At 50.9% G+C, this 22,146-nt stretch carries 13 protein-coding genes; 5 read left to right on the forward strand and 8 right to left on the reverse strand.

Features of this window, described 5'->3' with window-relative positions; translation table 11 throughout:
- Window positions 1–85: 85 nt before the first annotated feature.
- Both Pan161_RS21605 and Pan161_RS21610 read right to left on the reverse strand, forming a co-directional pair.
- On the reverse strand, window positions 86–3,424 hold the full coding sequence (locus Pan161_RS21605; RefSeq protein ID WP_145230753.1) for a PVC-type heme-binding CxxCH protein: 3,339 nt from the start codon (window positions 3,422–3,424) through the stop codon (window positions 86–88).
- A 170-nt stretch (window positions 3,425–3,594) separates the two neighbouring features.
- Window positions 3,595–4,890, reverse strand: a complete 1,296-nt coding sequence (locus Pan161_RS21610; protein ID WP_145230755.1) for a hypothetical protein — start codon at window positions 4,888–4,890, stop codon at window positions 3,595–3,597.
- A gap of 340 nt (window positions 4,891–5,230) precedes the next feature.
- Between Pan161_RS21610 and Pan161_RS21615 the strand changes: the two genes are divergently transcribed.
- Together Pan161_RS21615 and Pan161_RS21620 are read left to right on the forward strand one after the other, a co-directional pair.
- Entirely contained in the window at window positions 5,231–7,567 is a 2,337-nt protein-coding gene (locus tag Pan161_RS21615) for a protein-disulfide reductase DsbD family protein (protein WP_145230756.1), read from the forward strand.
- Window positions 7,568–7,735: 168 nt separating this feature from the next.
- A complete protein-coding gene (locus Pan161_RS21620) occupies window positions 7,736–9,214 on the forward strand; it encodes a YeiH family protein (RefSeq protein ID WP_145230758.1) in 1,479 nt (492 codons plus the stop codon).
- 555 nt (window positions 9,215–9,769) lie between these two features.
- On the opposite strand, the gene argF is transcribed toward Pan161_RS21620, so the two are convergent.
- The 3 genes from argF to hemB all read right to left on the reverse strand — a co-directional run bounded on the left by argF (window position 9,770) and on the right by hemB (window position 13,305).
- Window positions 9,770–10,687 carry an ornithine carbamoyltransferase gene (gene argF / locus Pan161_RS21625; RefSeq protein WP_145230760.1) on the reverse strand — a complete coding sequence of 306 codons (918 nt, stop codon included), beginning with the start codon at window positions 10,685–10,687 and terminating at the stop codon, window positions 9,770–9,772.
- Window positions 10,688–10,801: 114 nt separating this feature from the next.
- Window positions 10,802–12,007 (reverse strand): aspartate aminotransferase family protein, encoded by a 1,206-nt coding sequence (locus Pan161_RS21630; protein ID WP_145230762.1) that lies wholly within the window; start codon window positions 12,005–12,007, stop codon window positions 10,802–10,804.
- Between the two features lie 311 nt (window positions 12,008–12,318).
- Complete coding sequence (gene hemB, locus Pan161_RS21635) at window positions 12,319–13,305, reverse strand: porphobilinogen synthase (RefSeq protein ID WP_145230764.1); 987 nt, start codon at window positions 13,303–13,305, stop codon at window positions 12,319–12,321.
- 290 nt (window positions 13,306–13,595) lie between these two features.
- Between hemB and Pan161_RS21640 the strand changes: the two genes are divergently transcribed.
- The 3 genes from Pan161_RS21640 to Pan161_RS21650 all read left to right on the forward strand — a co-directional run bounded on the left by Pan161_RS21640 (window position 13,596) and on the right by Pan161_RS21650 (window position 18,733).
- On the forward strand, window positions 13,596–15,833 hold the full coding sequence (locus Pan161_RS21640) for an outer membrane protein assembly factor BamB family protein (protein WP_232103388.1): 2,238 nt from the start codon (window positions 13,596–13,598) through the stop codon (window positions 15,831–15,833).
- Entirely contained in the window at window positions 15,833–17,722 is a 1,890-nt protein-coding gene (locus Pan161_RS21645) for an outer membrane protein assembly factor BamB family protein (protein ID WP_145230766.1), read from the forward strand. The genes Pan161_RS21640 and Pan161_RS21645 overlap by 1 nt, the downstream gene beginning before the upstream one ends.
- A 195-nt stretch (window positions 17,723–17,917) precedes the next feature.
- Entirely contained in the window at window positions 17,918–18,733 is an 816-nt protein-coding gene (locus Pan161_RS21650; protein ID WP_145230769.1) for a dolichyl-phosphate beta-glucosyltransferase, read from the forward strand.
- 19 nt (window positions 18,734–18,752) lie between these two features.
- Here Pan161_RS21650 and Pan161_RS21655 read toward each other — a convergent pair whose 3' ends face one another.
- The 3 genes from Pan161_RS21655 to Pan161_RS21665 are packed head-to-tail and all read right to left on the reverse strand — an operon-like array spanning window position 18,753 to window position 22,019.
- A complete protein-coding gene (locus Pan161_RS21655; protein WP_145230771.1) occupies window positions 18,753–19,118 on the reverse strand; it encodes a hypothetical protein in 366 nt (121 codons plus the stop codon).
- On the reverse strand, window positions 19,111–19,518 hold the full coding sequence (locus Pan161_RS21660) for a hypothetical protein (RefSeq protein WP_145230773.1): 408 nt from the start codon (window positions 19,516–19,518) through the stop codon (window positions 19,111–19,113). The genes Pan161_RS21655 and Pan161_RS21660 overlap by 8 nt, the downstream gene beginning before the upstream one ends.
- 44 nt (window positions 19,519–19,562) lie before the next feature.
- Window positions 19,563–22,019, reverse strand: a complete 2,457-nt coding sequence (locus Pan161_RS21665; RefSeq protein WP_232103389.1) for a DUF4159 domain-containing protein — start codon at window positions 22,017–22,019, stop codon at window positions 19,563–19,565.
- Window positions 22,020–22,146: the final 127 nt, after the last annotated feature.

Here is a 22,146-nt window from a genome sequence, read left to right on the forward strand (position 1 = left end):
ATGTCAGGCGCACACGCGAACGAGCGTGCGGACGATTTCGGCCAACGTGGCATTCCAGGTCTGATAAGACACCAGCGTACTCAATCTACAGACTTTGTAAATAGGCATTCAGATCAGCCAGGTCGGCTGGCGTCAAATCTTTGAGTAACCCTTCCGGCATAAGTGAGCTGCTTTTCTTGCTTTCAAAATCGATTTCGTCGGCCTCAATGCGGGTCGTCTGGTTATTGGAATTGCGGAGTGTGAGGCCATCGACAGAACGATAAACGACCAGCCCCGTAAAAACTTTTCCTTCAATGGTCCCGATGACGGTGGTCTGATAGCGGGGGGAGACATCCCGGTTTGGGGCCACAATCGCAGTGAAAAGGTCTTTCCGGGAGAAACGTTTCGCGACACCAGCCAAGGCGGGACCTAATGCGCTGCGGTTACCATGGCATTGAACACAGGCGCGTTTTCTAAACAGCGCGGCACCACGCTCGCTGCTGCCGGCGTCCCAGTCAACCGTTTCCAGCATGGCGTTTAACTTTTCGGTTTCCTCGCCTCCCAGTTTAAGAATGCGTGTATAAACTTCGGGATATTGTTTCGACAACCAGTCTGCCCAGGCCTGAATCAGAGCCCGCTGCCTGGTGAGATCTGCGACATCTGCAGGATTACCGATTTGTTGCCCTGTCCATTTCTGTAAGAGCGTCACAATCCGTGACTGCAGTTTCTGTTCTCTTTTATCGCTCCCCATCCGCCTTAGTGTCGCAAACAACCGTACGGTTTCTTCTGGCGATTTCGGCGGCGCCAGTTTTTCCAGAGCCGAGACACAGGCTTCCAGAACTTCGATCTGTGACGAGCCCAGTCCCTCAAAAAATTTATCACGGTCCTGCTCTTCCGGAGCAGATGAAAGTACCGCGAGCACCGCAGGCTGCAGTGCGAAATCATCGTAAAGATCGCGAATCATTTCCCGATGTTCGGGTTTCTTCGATTCTCCGAACAGAAACACAACGTCGCTGCTCCAGAGAAAATCAGGATCCGCGTCAATTTTTCGCTCAAACGCGGCGATCGCTGTACCCAGGAACTGCCCCGGCAACTGACTCAAAAACAGTACATGCCCGGGCAACCCAAAGCCGGGCTGCTCCACAATCTGGCGGGGCAGGTCGGCGTCAATTTTCACCAGCTGTGCATAAAGTTCTTTAAAGCGATCGTCCCAGTTTGTGTCCTGTGGCAGCTTGAGTCGGAGAAGTTTCTCATCGATGGACACTAGTGATTTGGCAATTTTTTTCGACTGTGCGGTACTGCGGTCACTGGGAATGCGCGCCGCGACGATCAGATAATGAATATCGGTCACGGGATCAGAGTCGTCGGTAATTTTTTCCAGGATGCGATCCAGCAGACTGGGATTGTAGGGAGCGAGCATCGACAGTGTCCGCGCCAGTTCATAGTCGAGCACTTCATGACTGCTGGGAAACGCGTCCATCAGGCGGATGCGAATCGGGTCGAGCTGTCGTTCATATTCTGCCAGGTCAACGCCGTTGGCGTACCCATCAAAGACCGCAGCCATTTTAGTGGGTGGCCCCAGATCACCGAGCCCCAGTTGAATCAGACGTAGTGCATCCAGACGCAAATCGGTCTGGTAGTCCCCCTCGAACACCGTGACCCCGGTACGGACCGCGAGCGGCACAACGCCTCCCTGCTTGATGACATTGGCATACGCGAGCGTAATCAACGCCGCCCCTTCCGAGGCTTCGACGCTGTCTGAAAGTGATTTGAAATCTTCGGCATTCAACGTGGCTGCTGCCTGTGCCGCCGACTGTCTGACATAACGGGCAGATGCGTCCAGCGTTTTCTGCAAACCGGTCAGACACTCACTCTGATCGATCTGATCCCCGAGTTGCAACAGAGTCTCCAGTGCAAAACGGGCGACGAGAGGCGAATCGTCCTGCAGCAGTTCATTCAACCATTTCGATTTCTGCTCGGACGGTCCAGGGTACGCGAGTGACCAGGCCAGGCGGGCGCGAACCCGTTCTGATTTGTCCTGCAGCAGTGGTTCGATCACGGAGTCCGGTACACCACCCAGCAGTTCGGTGATAATTTCAATGCACCGCACGCGTTGTGCATCGGAGCGCCCCGGATTCAGGGCGGCCTGTGAAAAGGCTGCGGGCTCGATTATTTTCACCAGGGGAAACCAGTTCTCGCGCGACCAGCTGCTGAGGGGCTGCGGCGACGAGAGGCAGGCTTCCAGAGCAGGTGATGTTTCTGTTTCGTGATTCGGATTCTCCGCAACTGCTATCGCAGACAAATCTGGTTTCTGTGCTTCGACGGGCCCGGTGTATTCGATCTTGAAAACAGAGCCACGGGTACCACGTCCCCCCACGCTGACATACAGACAACCATCGGGTCCGACGGCGAGGTCGGTCGGCGCAAAGCCAAACTGCCCGACCCCTGTGATAAAATCAATGGGATCGCTGGCATAACTGCCGTTATAGTTTCTCAGTGGGATCGCGTGTACGCGGCCGAAGGTCCAGTCGGCGACGAACAGTGCTCCCTGATATTCCTTGGGAAACTGACGCTGTTGATAACTGCTCACGCCGGTCGGAGAGCCTCGATGAAAGGCGGCAATCGCGGGGGGCATATCCAGAAACGAATCGGGACGTTTCCAGCTGCGACTTCGCCAGCCCGCATTCGAACCGGGCAGTACATGAAACACACGCGTCGGCCGATACCAGGGGAGCGAAATATCGCGTTCGCCATCACTGTCGTAAGTAAAAACATCGCCGTTGGGATTGAAGGCGAAATCATACGCGTTGCGAAAACCGTCCGCGAGCACTTCTCCTTTGGTCAGATTGGGACTGAGCCGCATTAGAGTTCCTGCGTAAGGTTTTTTCACAGGTGATGTTTTGGATGTGATATACTTTTCATTAATCCCTGCGGTATTTCCGAGCAGCAGATACCAGTAACCATCAGGGCCACGCTGAATGGAATGTGTATTGTGTTCGCCGCCGGTACGAGTCTGCAGGAAAACATCCGGTTTGCCGTCAGCACGATCGTCGGCGTTTTCATCTCGATAGCGAATCAGTCCCGCGTCTCCCGTGCAGAGCAGATCTCTGCCGAGAAAATACATTCCCTGGGCACCGGTGGCGGGGCCATCCGCGTACTGCTTGAATGATTCCGCGACGCCATCACCGTCGGCATCAATCAGAATACGAACATAGCCGGGTCCGGAAACCACCACGCGCCCCAGGGAATCAATGGTCATGGAATAAATGTCGTGAGCCAGATCATCATCAGCATAAAGGGTGGCACGAAAGCCTTCCGGAACTTTCAACCCGGAGAACGGTTCGGCTGCAGCAGCGACATTCAGCCTGGCAAATAGCGATCCCGTCAAACAGACCAGTAACAGAATCAGGCGCTGGCCTGTCAAACACGAATGATAAAAAGGCATGGGACCTCAGGTGAGTTAAATAAAAAACTTTGATTGATGGAATTCAAGGAGAGTCAAAAATCAGGTCGGGTATATGGAAGGAACCCGCAGTCATCATAGTACCTGAGTGCAGGTCAAAGCAATCCCGCTGTATCAGGACAGAAGAAAGTGAGTGGGATGCGTATTTACCGTTATTTACTAACTGTCCAGAATTCAGGTAGATCCTCCAGTGTCTCAGACACGATCTGCAGAATCGCCTGTCGTTCCTGTACAGGAAACGCATCCGGATCGACGTCCCAGGACTGTTCCAGTTCGGCTAGAGAGGCAGTCAAAAATGAGTAGACGTTCTGCAAAATCCTGTGCCGCGCTGCGGAAGGCATTTTGTTGAAACTGTCCGTGTAGATCAGATAACTCAGGCGATAGCGAAACAGTTTTGTCTGCAGATCGAAGTCCTTCAAAGAACGTCCGCTGGCATCCCGCTTTCCTGATTTTTCAAACCACGCCTGATAGTCGGTGGTACCATGTAAAGGACCTGTCAGTTCTGCTTCATCGAGGAATAGCAGATAGCGTACCAACTGCTGTTCCACATCTGATCTGAGCCCCAGTTGCTGTTCCATGCTGGCACGGGTGATCAGGTTGTGTCCGTGGACCTGATGATCCAGAATGAGGTGTGCCACCAGATCCGAATGCGGATTCAGATATTTCGCAGTATCGAAGAACTGGTCGATGTGTTTGAGATTCGCCCGGAGAGCCGGATTGGTCTTTGCCGCTTCGATGGCATCCCGATTAAAGAGATTGCCCAGATGAGTCATATCAGCGTGTGTGCCTGTGACGTACCAGCCTCCCCAGCGTTTCTCCAATGGTTTGTCATGGGAGATCTGGGAGTAGCCGGAAATGGGTCGGCCGTGCCGATCGGTGAGAAAAGAGCGGACAAGTAACCCGGGAATCCGCAGACTCGAATCACCACCATGACAGGCCAGGCAGCGTTCCGAGCGTACCAGGTGAGGCTCTTTAGACGCTTTGACGGCGAGTTCATAAAAAATGGTGCCCTTCAACGGGTCGACCGAGGCAAATTCCATCTTCTTCGCCCCGGGAACCCAGCCGACATAGACATCGTCGTTAAAATAAACAACGCGGGGATTTTCCGGATTGATGATTCGCGGATTGAGCGCCGTCTTGGAAAAGACCATCAGTTGAGAGGATTCGGGGATCTGTAAAGCTTTGAGCACATCCCTTAGATAGCCCCATTGCGCATCGTAGTTCAGTTTGAGTGTCCGGGCGGCCAGCGCCTGTTCCAGTCGTGACGCAGGATCAGAGTGTTCTCCCAGTCCATATTCGACGGGAGGCAGTCCAAAAGGGATCGGGTCCTTAAAATCAATCTGCTTCAAGGGTTCAGTTGGTTTGGGGGCCACCAGCGGTTCTTCTGCTTTTACCAGTAAGGTAAAAAACAACAGCAACAGTCCCAATATCATTACCGGTTTTGTCATGTCTGAAGATCTACAATTGATCAAATATCTTTGATGGGTTAAAATAGGCAATGTCATATTATAACAGGTTTTACCAGCGAGATGCGAACAAACCGATTGTCTATGGTACCAGAATCTGTTTGCAGTCAACAGCTTAACGATATAAATCTGAGTGAGGTTGAGTTCACATCACCCGTAGAATTAGTCTGCCGGTGTTGACTGGAGTTTCTAAAATCCCTATGAATCTGTCAGGATTTGTGACTTACTTCACAGAAGAAAACAGTCCTGCAACCGATATAATTTAACAAGTTGGCTTACGGGCCCGTTCGTCTTACATCTGAGTTTTTGGAAGGGTTTCATTTTGAAAACTCCCCGCCGCTTGACCGCCTCTGTTACTATCCTCACCGTTTTAGCTGCTCTGGTTTGCATGCCGTTCGCTTTGCAGGCTCAAAATAGCAACCTGGAAGCTTTTTTAGACAAGAAGAAAGCCGCTGCTACTGATGCCGGCGTCAAAACAGAAGTCAGTGTGAGCCTGTTACCCCAGGATGCCAAAGCGGGAGAGACCGTAACGCTCTCGATTGCAGTCATTCTGCCGGAAGGCGCTTATACTTATTCCACCAACCCGACTTTCGATGGTGCGACGAAAATTAAGATAGTCGATGCCAAAGGTCTGACGGCGATCGACCAGCATTTCAACGCGGACCATCCTCCCAAGAGCGTGTATGAAGTCCTGTTGAAGAAAGAAGTCGAGAAATATTCAAAACATGTAATCTGGAGCCGTCGCTTTAAAGTCAACCAGGATGTGACCAGTCCGTCCCAGGTGATTATTAACGGACAGCTGGATTATCAGGTTTGCAACGCGGATCGTTGTGTTGCGTTACAACATCCCTTCAGTGCCATGCTGACTGGTAAACAGGAAACCGCGCCTCTGTCCTTTACCGTAATTCCTGAACGGCGCTCAAAAGCAGATCCGGTGGAACTGAGTTTTGCTCTCACTCCTGCCAGTTCCAATCCCGGGAAACTGGTGCAGTTATCCATCACAATGAAGCTGGAAAAAGGCTTCCATACATTTGCACTCGACCAGGACAAGACGCAGGCGGGGCTGCCGACCCATATTGAGCTGTTTAAACTGGAAGGATTGAAACCGGTTTCGAAACAGTTTTCTGTCAGTCCGGAACCGAAGCAGGAGTCTCACAGTGAGTACAATCAGCGGACCCACTACGACGAAGTGGTCTGGACGCGTCTCTTTGAACGAATTCCGGATGCCAAGGCCATTGGTGTGGAAGGCAAGCTGAAGTATCAGATCTGTAATGAAGGCAGTTGTCGTCCGCCGCTGCCTGTGGAATTTCAACTGGGCAGTCTGAATAACGCCCAGCCCGTGGCAATGTCTTCACTGGAAGAACTCAACGCCCCCGAAAGCGATGATGAATTCAAGTCTGTTGCTGAAGCGAGCGACCAATCCCTTGCCTCCTACCTGCTTTTTGCCTTTCTGGGTGGATTGATTCTCAACGTGATGCCTTGTGTGCTGCCTGTCGTCGCGATTAAAGTGATGAGCTTTGTGCAGCAGGCGGGCGAGAGCCGCGCGCGAATTTTCGCGTTAAACATCTTCTATTCCCTGGGTGTGCTGGTTGTCTTTTTAGGCCTGGCTTCACTGGCGGTCTTTGCGAATCTTGGCTGGGGCGGTCTGTTCCAGAGTACCAAGTTTAATATCATCATGGCCTGTATTGTGTATGCGATGGGGCTGAGTATGCTGGGTGTATTTGAGATTCCTGTTCCCGGAATGGTGGGGTCCGCCGCCAGTGGTCAGCAGAAAGAAGGACTGACAGGTGCGTTTTTAACGGGCATCCTGGCAACCCTGCTGGCAACTCCCTGCAGTGGACCGTTTCTGGGACCGGTTTTGGCGTGGTCTGTGAAACAGACACCCGGTATTACGTATCTGATCTGGCTGGTCATGGGCCTGGGGATGGCGTCACCTTATATTCTGTTCAGCGTGTTCCCCAAAGCGATCAACTACCTTCCCAAACCGGGAATGTGGATGGTGCGGTTCAAGGAATTTTCGGGAATTGTGTTGATGGGTGCGGTGATCTTTATCATATCGTTTCTGGATGAATCGCTGACAATCCCTGTGCTGATCATGCTGCTGGGAATTACGACCGGCCTGTGGATGATTGGCAGCCTTTACACCCACAATTCTTCAATTCAGAAGAAAATGACCGTACGTGTGTTTGCATTGCTATTCACCGGTGGCATCTGCCTGTTCGGATACAGTATGAGTCAGAAGTCCGCCAATGAACTTCCCTGGGTGCAGTTTAACGGGGCAGAACTGGAAAAATTGAAAACCGAAAACAAAACGATACTGATTGACTTTTCTGCCAAATGGTGTCTGACCTGTAAACTGGTAGAAAAACAGGCGCTCAATACACCAGAGACACTGGAAATGATTAAAAAGCACAATATCGTTCCCATATATGCCGATTACACAGACTACTCTCCCACCATCAAAGCGTTGCTGGATAAATATGAAAGCGTCAGCATTCCGCTGACAGTCATCTTGCCGGCGAATCGACCCGATGATCCCATCATTATTCGTGACGTCTATACACAATCAACTCTGCTAAATGCTCTCAAGGAAGCTGTCGATACGGCTTCGGTGGAGAAATCGGCGAAGCGGGAAATGGTATCGACGACCGCACACTAAACCTGATTCAAATAAGTGACTCTATCCAGGGCGGCACTCTTTTCGAGTGCCGCTTTTTTTAGTATGGTATGTTTCATAATTTATATTTCATCATTTAACCTGCCCCTGCCTCGATGATCTGTCACGATCCTGACCGGCGTACATTCTTAACTGGCATTGAGAAGAATCATGCAAGACAACGCGCCAACCCCCGCCCCGGAAGAGAATGACGAGATTGTTGTCGCAGCGCCACGCAGGTCGACCTGGTCGGAAATGAAGACCGCGGAGGACTGGTGGGCAATCTGGATCGGTGGGGGACTGTTGCTGATCTGTTTTCTGGCAGTCTATCTTTCCCTGCCTGCTGACTTTGCAGAGCAGTTGAAGGCCGCTGAAACGACCGGTGAAAAAGTAAGCGTGCACAGCCCGTTGAAATCGTGGCTGGGCAAACCGGGTTCGTGGAACCAGAATCCGCTGGACTCGCTGTTTCCGGCTGAGAAAAGCAATTTGATTCTGCCGTTATGTGTGGTATTCCTGATCAGCCTGGCAGGTTTTTCCCTGGCGAACAAAGTAATGGGACAATCTGCCGTCAAATTTGGTATCGGGTTTCTCGGTGTCTTTCTTCTGGCGGTACTGGCATACATTCTGACCGGGCAGGATGTCGTCAAACGTTATAACCTGGAATATGCGCTGTGGGCGTTAATGCTGGGTTTGATCATCAGTAATACGATCGGAACTCCTCGGTGGATGAAGCCGGCCCTCAAAACGGAGCTGTATATCAAGACCGGACTGGTCGTCATGGGCGCCAGTGTTTTATTCAGTCGACTACTGACACTGGGTTTGCCGGGAATTTATGTGGCCTGGGTGGTCACGCCCGTGGTGTTGATCAGCACGTATCTGTTCGGTCAGAAAGTGCTGAAAATAGAATCGAAGTCGTTGAACATGGTGATCTCGGCAGACATGTCCGTCTGCGGAGTCTCGGCGGCGATTGCGACTGCTGCTTCCTGCAAAGCGAAAAAGGAAGAGCTATCGTTTGCCATCGGCCTGTCGCTCAGTTTCACGGTGCTGATGATGATTCTCATGCCTATCTTCATTGAAGCTTTGGGAATTGACCCGATTCTGGGTGGTGCCTGGATGGGCGGAACAATTGATTCAACGGGAGCCGTAGCTGCTGCAGGTGAAATTCTGGGAGAGGAAGCCGGGCAGGTCGCTGTCACGATCAAGATGATTCAGAACATCCTGATCGGCGTGACTGCCTTTGGTGTCGCCGTGTACTGGGTAACCTGTGTGGAGAGTAAAAAAGAAGACTCCCAGATCAAACCCGATGCATGGGAAATCTGGTATCGCTTCCCCAAATTTGTGCTGGGTTTTATTGTCGCTTCTGCTTTATTTTCTCTGTTGTACACAACGCTGCCGGGCGGGGATCTGATCGTACCGGCGATGGTCAAGGAATCGTCGAAGGTCTTCCGAGGCTGGTTCTTCTGTCTGGCGTTCGTGAGCATCGGACTGGAAACCAATTTCCGCGAGCTGGCCAAATTCCTCAAAGGGGGCAAGCCGTTGATTCTGTATGTTTGTGGGCAGTCACTGAACCTGCTGCTGACACTGCTGATGGCCTGGCTGATGTTCTCGGTCTTTTATGCCGACGTCGTGAAAGAAGCCTTCAGCAAGTAAACGAACGGCTGTAGTGGCCGGTGTTTATCTCCAGCGAATTGCGCGGTTGGTTTATAATTGCACCTTCCAGAGCAAGCCATGTTCAGGAATACCAGCCAGCGGTGAGATCCCGTATGTCGGCCAGCGCTGGAATTCAGATTCAAACGATAACCAGTTTGAATCTGACATTACCAGAATGGCATGTTGCAGCGGGAACAACCGATATTTCTCAACTGGCGCAAGATTGGTGAAGCTATGGTTCATGACAGGTGTCGGTCAGGTGTGGGTGTGTCGCATTTTCGTGTGTTTTATGGTTCTTTTTGACCGGAAAAATGGTGCTTAACATGCAGTCTTTTCGCGTCTTTTTTTTCAAACGTGTGTCAAACCAGTGGATTTAATAATAACCATATTAACAGGGAGCCATCGATTCAGCAGGCAAGAAAAACGGCCAACGCGCGCGACGCTTAGCAGGGAGTTTCGAGAGGGGCGTGGCGGGGTCAAGTCGAGTTTGTGCATACGTAAAAAACACCCCGAGGTTGAACGCCGGGGTGGTGTGAGATGTTCAGCAGTATCTGATTATGACTGCTGCATTAACCAGACCAGGAGCCCTTTGGCCAGATGCTTCCGATTTTCAGCCTGTTCAAAAACGATGCTGTGAGTACTGTCGAGAACGTCATCAGTGACTTCGAGCCCTCGCTTGGCGGGCAGGCAGTGCATGAAGCGACAGTTCTTGTCGGCTGCGGACAGCAGGCTGTTGTTGATCTGGTAATCAGCGAAGATCTGTTTGCGTTTTTCGGTTTCCGCTTCCTGCCCCATGCTGGCCCAGACATCGGTGTAGATCACAGTCGCATCAGCGACCGCTTTGTGTGGATCGGCTTCCAGTTCAAGCTGAATACTGGGAAACTTTTCTTTCAAAGAATTAACGAGCTTCGAGCAGAGTTCAAATCCCGACGGAGAAGAAACCACGAACGGGACATTCAGCTTTGCACAGCAGTTCGCCAGAGAATAAGCGACGTTATTTCCGTCACCCACATACACCAGCTTCTGCTGTGAGAGATCGCCGGAGATTTCCTGCATCGTAAACAGATCGGTCAGCGCCTGGCAGGGATGACTCAAATCGGAAAGCGCATTGATAACAGACGCCTGGGAGTTGGCGGCGAACTGTTGAATCAGCTCATGCGAGAATGTTCTGAGTGTGATCACATCGGAATAGCGGCCGATGACCCGGGCGACATCTTCGACGGACTCGCGTCCATCGAGGCCTGCCTCTTTGCAGGAAAAGAAACTCGCGCCGCCACCCAGTTCCCACATCGCTGATTCAAAACTGAGTCGCGTCCGCAGAGATGGCTTCTCGAAGACCTGTGTCATGGTTCTGCCCTGTAATAACTGGGGGCGTTCGCCGCGGGCTCTTTTATCTTTGAGCTCCTGTACCAGGGCAAATATCTCGAGTATTTCTGACGAATCCAGATCGTGTAAGGTAACTAAATGTCTCATGGATTTCTCAATCAATGACTGGTTAAAAACAGGAATTCCTGTTCGCTTCTTGAATTAAGATTCGAACAGGAATCAGTGAAAGGTCAATAATATCCTGGAGCGGGTTGGCTGGTGTTATTCTTCCTCGGCCATTTCGCGTAAGACGGTCGCGATGATTTCGCAGCCTTCTTCCACCTGTTCCGCGGTCACATTCAACGGCGGCAGCAGACGGAGCACCGTATCGTGAGTGGAATTGATCAACAGACCACGCTCCATACATTTACTGACGGCAGGTCCCGAGGGAATATTCAAATCAACGCCAATCATCATCCCCTTGACGCGGACTTCCCGAATGATGGGGAGTTCGGTCTGCAACTGTAAAAAGAACTGACGGAAGAGATCGGACATCACCTGACAGTTTTCCAGCAGATTCTGATCTTCGATCATCTGACCGGTCGCGAGACCAGCAGCCATCGCAAGGGGATTTCCGCCAAACGTGCTGGCATGCATGCCCGGCCGGAGACTGGGAGCCACTTCCTCGGTTGTGATGAATGCTCCTGCGGCAACGCCACCGGCAATCCCTTTGGCCATGGTCATGATGTCGGGCTGTACGCCCCACTGCTGATAACCAAACCAGGTTCCGGTTCTTCCCATGCTGGTTTGCACTTCATCGAAGATCAGCAGGCAATTGGCTTCGTCAGCGATTTTTCGTAAACCGGCCAGGTAACCCTCGTCGGGGATATTAACACCTCCTTCTCCCTGAATGGGCTCGACGAGAATCGCACAGGTTTCATCGTCGGCCAGACTGGCGACCGCTTCCAGATCGTTAAACGGTGCATAGCGAAAGCCGGCGACTAATGGTCCGAGCCCCGCATGATACTTGGGTTGTGCGGTTGCAGTCACAGCGGCATAGGTTCGACCGTGAAAGCCATTTTCGCAGGTAATGATTTTCGGTCGTTTTCCATCAAAATGCAGCCGCGCCAGTTTAATGGCACCTTCGACGGCTTCCGCTCCACTGTTACAGAAGAAGGCTTTTCCGAAACTTCGCGTACAGAGGAATTCGGCAAAACGTCCCTGGGCTTCGGTGTACCAGGTATTGGGAACGTGAATCAATCGCGAAACCTGATCCTGAATCGCAGCGACCACCGGTTCGGGACAGTAGCCCAGAATATTACAGCCCCAGCCGGGAAACAGATCGAGGTAACGTTTGCCTTCCGCATCCCAGACATACGAGCCTTCGCCGCGCACGAGGCTGATCGGATAGCGACCGTAATTGGGGATCACATACTTGTCGAATAGCGCAATCGTTTCCTGACTGCTGGCATGACCCGTTACTTGCACTTTTGTACCTCGTTCATTCTGGAATTTCCGTAAATTCACAATATCGGTTGCGGGGAAAGGAATTCTGACACTAATTCCCGAACTCAAGTTCGAAAAAACAGCAAAGTTCCCGCTCTCCACTTAAAATGGCTCTCGTACTGCCGATAGGAAAGGGACCGCTGTCCGGCAGAAAGAAGCCGGAGATTATAGCAAATCCCTCCGGAAATCGCAGTAAACCGAGGAAAAGAATCGGATTCCTCACCAAATTTTCATTCAGAGCCAAACCGTTATCAGCAAAGATGTTCAGCAAATCAGAGTTGATGAATTCCGTGTTATTTCTGCTGAAGCAGTTCTGCAACCTCTTTCGCAAAATAGGTGAGGATGCCATCTGCGCCAGCACGTTTGAAACAGACCAGACTCTCCAGCATCGACTTTTGGCGGTCGAGCCAGCCGTTTTGAGCGGCAGCGGAGATCATGGCATATTCGCCACTCACCTGGTAGGCGAATGTGGGAACTTCGAATTCGGTTTTCACGCGACGTACGATATCAAGGTAAGGCATGCCCGGCTTGACCATCACCATATCAGCGCCTTCACTGATATCCAGACCGACTTCGCGCATCGCTTCATCGGAGTTGGCAGGGTCCATCTGATAGGTCCGTTTATCTCCTGATCCCAGATTTGAGCCTGAACCGACGGCATCGCGGAAGGGACCATAAAAGGCAGACGCGTACTTGGCAGCATACGCCATGATCTGTACGTGCTGATATCCGGCTTCATCCAGGGCTTCACGAATGGCGCCGATTCGACCATCCATCATGTCGGAGGGAGCGATGATATCACAACCAGCCTGAGCCTGTACGACAGACTGTTTACACAGGACTTCCAATGATTCATCATTGACGACATATCCATCTTTGACGAGTCCATCCTGCCCGTGGCTGGTATAGGGATCGAGGGCCACATCACACAGAATTCCCAGATTCAGATTCTGTTCTTTCAGGGCACGAACAGCACGACAGACCAGATTTTCAGGGTTATAGGCCTCTTCTCCCCCTTCTGTTTTCTTCGCAGGATCGGTGGCTGGAAAGATCGCCAGCGCTGGAATCCCCAGATCCGCGGCGGCTTTGGCTGCTTCAACCAGATGGTCGATAGTCAAACGCTGCACGCCCGGCATGGAGGGAATATCGGTTTTCTGGTTCGTTCCATCCTGGATAAATACCGGCCAGATCAGGTCATTCACCGAGAGCTGATTTTCAGAAACCAAGCGTCTAGACCAGTCCGTACGGCGATTTCGCCGCATACGTGTATGAGGAAACATAAAAAAATCAACCCTTGTCAGACAAATTGCATTGATTGGCATATAAATTATATGCGCGGGATTTCAGATTATGGTCGATTTCCGGTTAATTATAAAGCAATATACGATTTTTAAATCTGCTTGAGACTTGAGATTAGACCATTGCAATAGGCAGGCAAGTTCAATACTGTATTATTTAGTAGGGTACGAACCCTCCCACCTGAAGAACTGAGATCACAGACTTCGAAAGCTGAGTCTGCAATCCGACATCAGTGATACCACAATTCATAAACGAACAGTGAGGATCTTCTATGCGAAGAATAAACATGGTGCTCGTCGGCTCCGTTGTGCTGTTTCTAACCGCCTCTCTTGCATCTGCAGGCGACTGGGCACATTGGCGTGGCCCGGAACACAATGGCATTTCTCGTGAAACTAACCTGGTTGCCGACTGGAATCTGGACGGCAAAAACATTTTGTGGAAATCGGATATTGGTGGTCGTTCCGCACCGATCATTTTAGACGGTCGCGTTTATCTCAACTGTCGAACTCATCATGATGTCACTGACCCGGTAGAGAAAATCCATGCCCGGGAACAGGTTGTCTGCTGGGATGCCAAAAACGGTGATCTCCTCTGGAAAGATGAGTTCAATGTTTTTCAGACCGACATCCCCTCACCGCGCGTTGGCTGGGCCAGTATGGCCGGCGATACGGAAACCGGAAATGTTTTCGTGCACTCCGTCAGTGGTCTGTTTCGCTGTTATTCTCCCGAAGGTAAAATTCTCTGGGAAACATCACTGGCCGAAGATTACGGAAAGATCTCCGGCTATGGTGGTCGTACGCAGACTCCGGTCGTTGATGAAAATCGTGTGATCGTCAGCTTTCTGCAGCTTAACTGGGGCAAAACAGCGTCCCCTCCACCAAAGCAGGCTTACTACGCGTTCGATAAAAAAACCGGCAAACTGCTCTGGACTGCTGCTCCCGGTGGTGCTCCATTAGACACAAATTATTCGGTGCCGATCGTCACAGTCATTGATGGCACCCGCATGTTAATCGCTGGAAATGCCGATGGTGGCTGCTATGCGATGAATGCCAGAACCGGAGAAACACTCTGGGGCTTCCAGATGTCCAAGCGTGGCCTGAATACATCACCCGTAGCTGATGGCAAATACGTTTACATCTCACATGGTGAAGACAACATCGATACCGTCGACTTTGGACGTGTTCAATGTATCGACGGATCTTTGCGTGGTGACATTACCAAGACAGGCAGTGTCTGGCGTGTTGATGGCATCAAAGCCGGCTATACCAGCCTGCTGGTGAAAGACGGCATCCTGTATGTAGTAGCTGACACCGGTCGAATGTATGCCTACGACAGTAAGGACGGTAAAGAACTCTGGACCTATAACCTGGGTACTGTCGGAAAAGGATCTCCTGTCTGGGCCGATGGTAAACTGTACGTGATGGAAGTGAATGGCAACATTCACATCCTGAAACCCAGCCGAGAAAAATGTGAAGAACTTTCGCACGTCCAACTGCTGGCACGCGTTGATAAAGGGATGGATGAAATTTATGCCTCCCCGGCCATAGCCGACGGTCGCATCTATTTCGTTACCCGCGACAGAACAATCTGCATTGGTGATAAGAACAGAAAACCAAGCAGTGATCCCGTGCCTCCACTGGCTGAAGAAAAGCCGATGCAGGATAAAATCGCTTCTATTCAACTGGTCCCTTACGAGGTCGCTGTGACACAGGGGGAAAAGATTGACTATGAAATCCTGGCTTACGATGCGAATGGTCGCTTCATTAAAAAGGTCGATGCCAAACTGACTCCGGGTCCAGGTATGGAAGCGGTGAAAGTGGACGGCATGAGCGTCACAACTCCCTCCGATCTGAAAGCCCCTGCTGCAGGTACCGTTTCAGTCAAAGTGGGTGATGCAACCTCAGAAGCACGGATTCGCGTTTTCCCACCACTGCCCTGGAAATTTGATGCCCAGGGATTAAAAGGCAAGCAGGTTCCCCCAGCCTGGGTGAATGCATTTCTGAAACTGCAACCCAACGAGGTGGATGGAACAACGGCATTTAAATCCAGCCCCGGTAAAGGTCGACCCAGTGCCAGCATCTGGCTGGGGCCCTCCAATATGAGTGAACTGGCTCCTAACGGGTACACGGTTCAGGCTGATGTTTATCTCAAAGAGCAAAAACGTAAGCTGGCCAGCCTGGGTGTGACTGTGAATCGATATGACCTGATTCTGAAAGGGAATTCCAGTAAACTGGCGATTCAGAGTTGGGCTCCCCACAAACGAATGGCAAAAGAAGTTAAGTTCCGTGCAAACCCTGACACCTGGTATACTATGAAACTGAAAGTCGATATCAAGGATGGCCAGGCTGTCGTTAAAGGTAAAGCCTGGCCGCGCGATAAACCGGAACCGGAAGAGTGGACCATTGAAGCCACTGACCCCCATGCAAATACCGAGGGCAGCCCCGGGATTTATCTTTACCGTCTCGCCGATGGCTACATCGATAACATCATTGTCTCTGAGGATAAATAATGAAAAAGTCTTTAATTCGATTTGCCCTGTTGAACTCCCTTGCCTGCTTCGCAGTCATGACAACAGGTTGCGAATCCAGCGACTCGACGAAACCATCTCCCCAGGCAAAAACCGAACTGGGCGGATCTGCTCCTCTGGAAGAAGCAGGTTCGACTACGGTTGACGCAGGAGTAGATGTACCTGAAGCAGAACCCGATATGAAAAAATCGGAACCCAAACTGGACACTGATGGAAATCCCATAGAATCCAAGTCAGAAACTCCTGAACCGGCCAAACCGGCAGCAGAGCCCAAACCGGAATCAAAACCTGCTCCCAAAGCAGAGTCCAAACCGGCGCCGAAAACCGAAGAAAAACCAAAGTCTGAAAAGACTTCAGAGGCGAAACCGAAAGCAACTGGTAAATCAGTCGTCACCGGTGACTGGCCCATGTGGGGTGGTGACCCCACTCGTAACATGGTCAATAAAACCACGGGCCTCAATTTAAGCTTCAAACCTGGTGAAGGTGAAGACAAAGGCGAAAACGTCCTCTGGGTTTCCAAACTGGGTTCACAGACTTATGGAAACCCGGTTGTAGCTGGCGGACAGGTTTACGTCGGAACCAATAACGGCGGTAAGTATCGTCCTAAGTATGAGGATGACCTGGGCGTGGTCCTTTGCTTTGATGATAAAACCGGCGATTTTAAATGGCAGCTATCCCGTGAAAAACTGCCTCAGGGCCGCGTGAACGACTGGCCGGAACAGGGAATCTGTTCTGCTCCCTGCATTGAAGGTGAGCGTTTGTGGGTCGTCACTAATCGTTGTGAACTGATGTGCCTGGATACAAAAGGCTTTTATGACAACGAAAATGATGGTCCTCACAAAGACGAAAAAGAGACTGACAAAGAAGACGCCGATATTATCTGGTCTCTGGATATGATCGAAGATCTGGGTGTCTTCCCGCATAACCTCGCCACCAGTTCTCCTGTTGTGCACGGCGACACTGTCTTCCTGCTGACATCCAATGGTGTTGATGAGGCACACTTGGAAGTGCCTGCTCCCCGGGCCCCCTGTTTTCTGGCGGTCAATAAAAATACCGGAGAAATTATCTGGGAAGATAACACACCCTTCGATAACATTCTGCACGGTCAATGGTCCTCTCCTGCGATCGGTGTCGTAAATGGCAAAACACAGGTCTATTTCCCTGGTGGAGACGGGTGGCTGTATGCTTTCACTCCCGAAGGTGACGGCGAAGGTAATGGCAAATTGATCTGGAAGTTTGACCTGAATCCTAAGGATTCCAAATGGGAACTCGGTGGTCGAGGAACTCGAAATGCCCTCATCAGTACCCCTGTTTTCTATAATAACAGTGTCATTCTAGGCGTAGGACAAGACCCCGAACATGGTGAAGGCGTTGGTCATATCTATCGGATAGATGCGACTAAAACCGGCGACATCAGTCCACAGATCTCTGATGGTAAAGATGGCTGGAAAGACAACCCGAATTCAGGAAAGATCTGGCATTACGGCGGTGAAGACGTCGATGGCAAGCTGACCGGTAAAAAAGGTGATCTGCTGTTCCGTCGCACTATGTCGACGGTCGCTATCGATGATGGACTGGTCTACGCTCCGGACTTGAGTGGATTCGTACATTGCCTCGACTTCGAAACCGGTAAACGTTACTGGGAATACGATATGTTTGCAGCCTGCTGGGGTTCTCCGATGGTTGTCGATGGAAAAGTCCTGATTGGAAATGAAGATGGCATGCTGGTCATCCTCAAGGCAGGTAAAGAAAAGAAACTGCTGGATGAGAAAACATTCAACTCTTCTATCTACAGTACCCCCACCATTGCCAACGGCAAAATGTATGTCTCTGATCGATCACAGCTCTATTCGATCAAAGTGACTGACTAACAACAGGTTACAGCCTTTCACTCTGTAATAGATTACCGAAGTCTGTTCTCAACAGACTTCGGTTTTTTTGTGCGCTGCGAATCCGGTTTTGACATAAAACCATTTTTTTGATACACCCCGCTACACCAATCTTCTGGCCAGTTCAGAGCAGGTCTTACCGACTCTCTCTTGTACGTAACGGGTAACATTTTCCTTATGTCTTCTGCCATCATAGTCATTCCCTGTTTCAATGAAGAAAAACGACTGGAAGTACTCCAGTTTCGGAAATATGCTTTGGCACATCCGAAGCATCAGTTTCTATTTGTTAACGATGGCAGTAGTGATCGCACCGGGTTAATTCTTGATGACCTGCAGGCAGCAGTTCCTGAGTCATTTGACGTACTGCATCTGTCCCGCAATCAGGGAAAAGCGGAAGCAGTCAGACAGGGGATGCTGCAAGCCTTCCAGGCAGATGTCGATTATGCCGGCTACTGGGATGCAGATCTGGCGACTCCTCTGGACATGATACCCGAATTTACACAACAACTGGATCAGGTCCCGCAACTCTCTCTAGTGATTGGGGCCCGCGTCAAGTTGCTTGGCAGGCAGATTGAGCGACAGCAGTTAAGACATTATCTGGGACGCATCTTTGCAACAGCCGCCTCGACAGTATTACAACTCCCCATTTATGATACCCAGTGTGGTGCCAAACTCTTTCGTGTCAGCCATGAAAGCCGAACCCTGTTTTCAACACAATTCTTAACCAACTGGATTTTTGATGTGGAATTACTGGCTCGTGCCCGACAGCTGGAAAAGTTTTATCAGTGTGATTCGCTGGAAACCACGGTATATGAACTGCCTCTATCACGCTGGCAGGATGTAGCGGGATCAAAAGTGAAACCACATGATTTTCTGAAAGCATTCTTCGAACTCTGTTCCATCTACTGGTATTACCTGCGTCCTGCACTGAAAAAACCATTCGCCACATTGCCTGTTGCTTCGAGTTCAGACAGAGTCCGCAAGGCAGCCTAGCCTTCTGCAGGGGCTTTAACTAAGCGCGATAAAACGCATAGGCAATCATGGAGTTGACCGCTGATAACACGAATAACAGCACTGCGACGATTACCAACATCCAGTTGCGGATGCTTGCCAGATAAAGCATCAGCGCGACAAACAGGATGGAGATCAGGTACATACCTGCCAAAGCTCGTCCGTCTGAGAGATCATGAAACCATGCTGCACGTGGCAAAAGACCGGGTAATGCCGGCCACATTTTGATCCAGGTCCAGCGGTAGGATGTCCAAACCCCTTTACTTAAAATCAACCAGGAATACGGGTAATAAGTACAGAACAGAATCACCGGTATCACGATTTTGAGTGAAGGTCGTCGTACCGATTTTCGAGATCTGTCAGACATGGTGAATGTTGAACCAGCTGTTGCAGTATCCGCACTTCACGTCACCGTGAGGAGAGACATCGATATTATCGGAAAGTGGTGCATTACACTTCGGACAGGTATAAGATCCCTGACTGGAATCCTGCATTGCAGAACGGAATGATTTCGATCTCATTTTTTTCAGACCTTTGCCTGTCAAAGCACAATAGGCGGTAAAGCCACCAATCACCACGAAGGGAATCGCAATAAAAGAAGCAAAGATCCGAAAGAACAAAGGCGGTGAATGGAATCCCCCGAAAGGCTGTGACCACATGAACCCAAGTACCGTCAGGCCGATGCCAGCAAAGACGCAGCCTATCACTACTCCTACAAACCGGGCTCCTGCCGCTATATTTTTTTGCTGGTTATCGAGTTCGTTCATCTGAGTCCCAATCCCGTTTCGACGAATGAGTAGTCTGACCCGCATTAATCGACTTTAATGCCTTCGACCTTATTTTTGAAGGCAATATCCTGAAGTAAGGCATAGCGAACGATATTCAATGCCAGATTGACCGCATCCTGTGTTAAGTAACCCGCACACGCCACTGACGCTTGCTGCTCCAGAGCGCAACTGATGTCGTATTTACTGTAAATGACTGCCAGATGCCCATCGATCTCAATTCCCTCCAGTAAGGGTTCCACTACGAGTGTCTGTGCTTTCAGCGGCTGATTCACATCGTCGACTTCCATTTGACGACGCCTGACGCGGCGGACATCATACCCTGTCTGCTCTGAAAATAGGGGATGCTCAATCGGAATCCGCTTCAACTCGCGCGTCGGAAACATTTCTCGAATCATCTGACGAAAACTCTGATCAAACGGTTGTGAACCACAACAGGCATCAGCGAACAGCACGGCACCATTCTCCAGCGCCTGTCTGATATTCGCCTGTTCTGACTTCGACAGACTGAACTGACTTCGCCCATGCATATAAATCAAAGGATACTGCATCAGATTCGGATCGCTGGCGGGCAGGCTGGGAGTTTTCGTAGAAGCAATCATGCCCGCCTTCTGATTCAGCGCTTTCAACAAGTTACTGAGAGCCCGCGGTGCAGCGTCCCAGGTTCCTGTGTGCCGAATCTTGGCAATCTGCAGGAATCCGCGTTCGATCTGATTCTGCTTGCCTTCTGTATTCGCCAGCTCTTCCTGATCCAGCTTGTTAGGTGGTTCACGGCCAGTGGCATACGCAATCACGTTAGTACCAATCCGAATTGCCCGGGTGATCATTGAGGTGGCTTTGACCGAACGATCTTTTGACGGGAAACGCATCCACTTATCCCACAGACAGGCCAGATCATCAGGACAGTAAATAATCGACGTGCGACAGCCGACATCGACTCCGTACAACTCGACACTTTCTGCATCCAGGAGATACTCACAACGGAAAACGGGATGGTCGGCAGTCAGTCGCTTCAGCTGTACTTCCCCCTGGGGATACATTTTTTTTATGAGCTCGCGGAATCCCCGATCAAAGCCTGCTCCGTTACAGTTATCAACGGCGAAAATAAAGCCCCCCTGCTCCACGTACTGTTTGAGGGTGGCTACTTGCTTTGCATCGAATTTCGGATCATCCAGACCGCTGAGAAACAGGACCGGCGCCTGCCTGAGTACCGAAACGCCGGCCCCCTGGATTGCCAGATCCAGATTGACGGTTTGCCAGGTAAGCAGCTTCGGCCAGTCGGGACGGCCGGACAAAGCATCGGTCAGGTTCAATATATCATTCTGATGATGATTCCAGTTCGGAAGCGTATCCGGCTTCCGCTTGACCTGAGCATCGGAATTGTATTCCAGTTTATTGATGAGGACCGGAGCTAAACCTTTGGAGAGAAAGAGTAGTACAAAACTGGTGCCCAGTACGGGATCACTTTCCTGACCGGCGCCTTTCCAGGAACCATCCCGAACAGATTGTCGTTCTGTAAGGAATGCCGCGCCTTCACGGTACCAGTCGTGTTTACCAAAAAACCGTGTTCCACTCAGTCGGCCGGCGCGTTCGAGTCCGTACAGATAATACAACAACCAGGAGTTGACTCCAGGATTACTGCCCACGGAAAAGTGATTCGCCATCCAGCGGATAGCACGTTCGATTGACTCATCATCGTCTTTATTAACGCAACAATTGGGGGTTCCATCCGGATTGATCTCCAGCTCATCTCCCAGCATGGAATTCACGATCACCATGGTCGCGATCCCTGCAACGGTCATACTGCCCCGACTGGCTCCGACTTTCGACTGATAACCCCAACCACCATCTGAGCTCTGCTGAGTTCCCCAATACTGTTTGATCAGTTTCCAGGTATTGGTACTGACTGGAACACCGGCATGGACCGCATCTCTGAGCGCCAGAACCGCATACTGACTGTTACTGCGATCAGCTGTTCCCCCTCCTCCGATCGCCATACCAGGGCCATACCCCCAGCCGCCAGCATCGGGACCTGTTTTGACCTGACTTTTTTCGAGCTGCAGGACCAGCGACTGGATCAATGTGTGGTCGCGTTTCCCATCTTTCGCAGCAGCCAGTGCCATAATCATCAAACCGGTCTGATATGTTCCCCGAGGATCAGGAGCACGCAACGTACGCAGATACTTGAGACCACGCTGCACGGGTTCATCTTTGGCTGTCATGCCACTGTTGATGATCGCCATCAAGGCCAGGCAACTGATACCAACTTCATGGCTACCACCACGAGTCGGCCAAGAACCATCTGCATTCTGATTTTTAACCAGAAAGTCACGCCCCCGGTCAATCGAGTCGACGACGGCTTGAGCTGTCAGTTCCTGTGCAGATGCAGTCGCATTAAATGGGAAAAAGACAGCAATGCAGATGGCACCTGTCATCGTCCAGCGCAACGCCCCGTGCGCTCTTCGAAATTGCAAACATTCCATCGCTCTTCTCTTTCGATGCTCTCAATACATTTAATGGGTTAAAGGCAGAATGACAGGAATTCAATCCTGACGCAGATTCATTTCACGTCATTAGATCGATCGCGCGGCCTGTGCCCTTCCCTGTCTG

It is taken from the genome of Gimesia algae, assembly GCF_007746795.1.
Lineage (GTDB): Bacteria > Planctomycetota > Planctomycetia > Planctomycetales > Planctomycetaceae > Gimesia > Gimesia algae.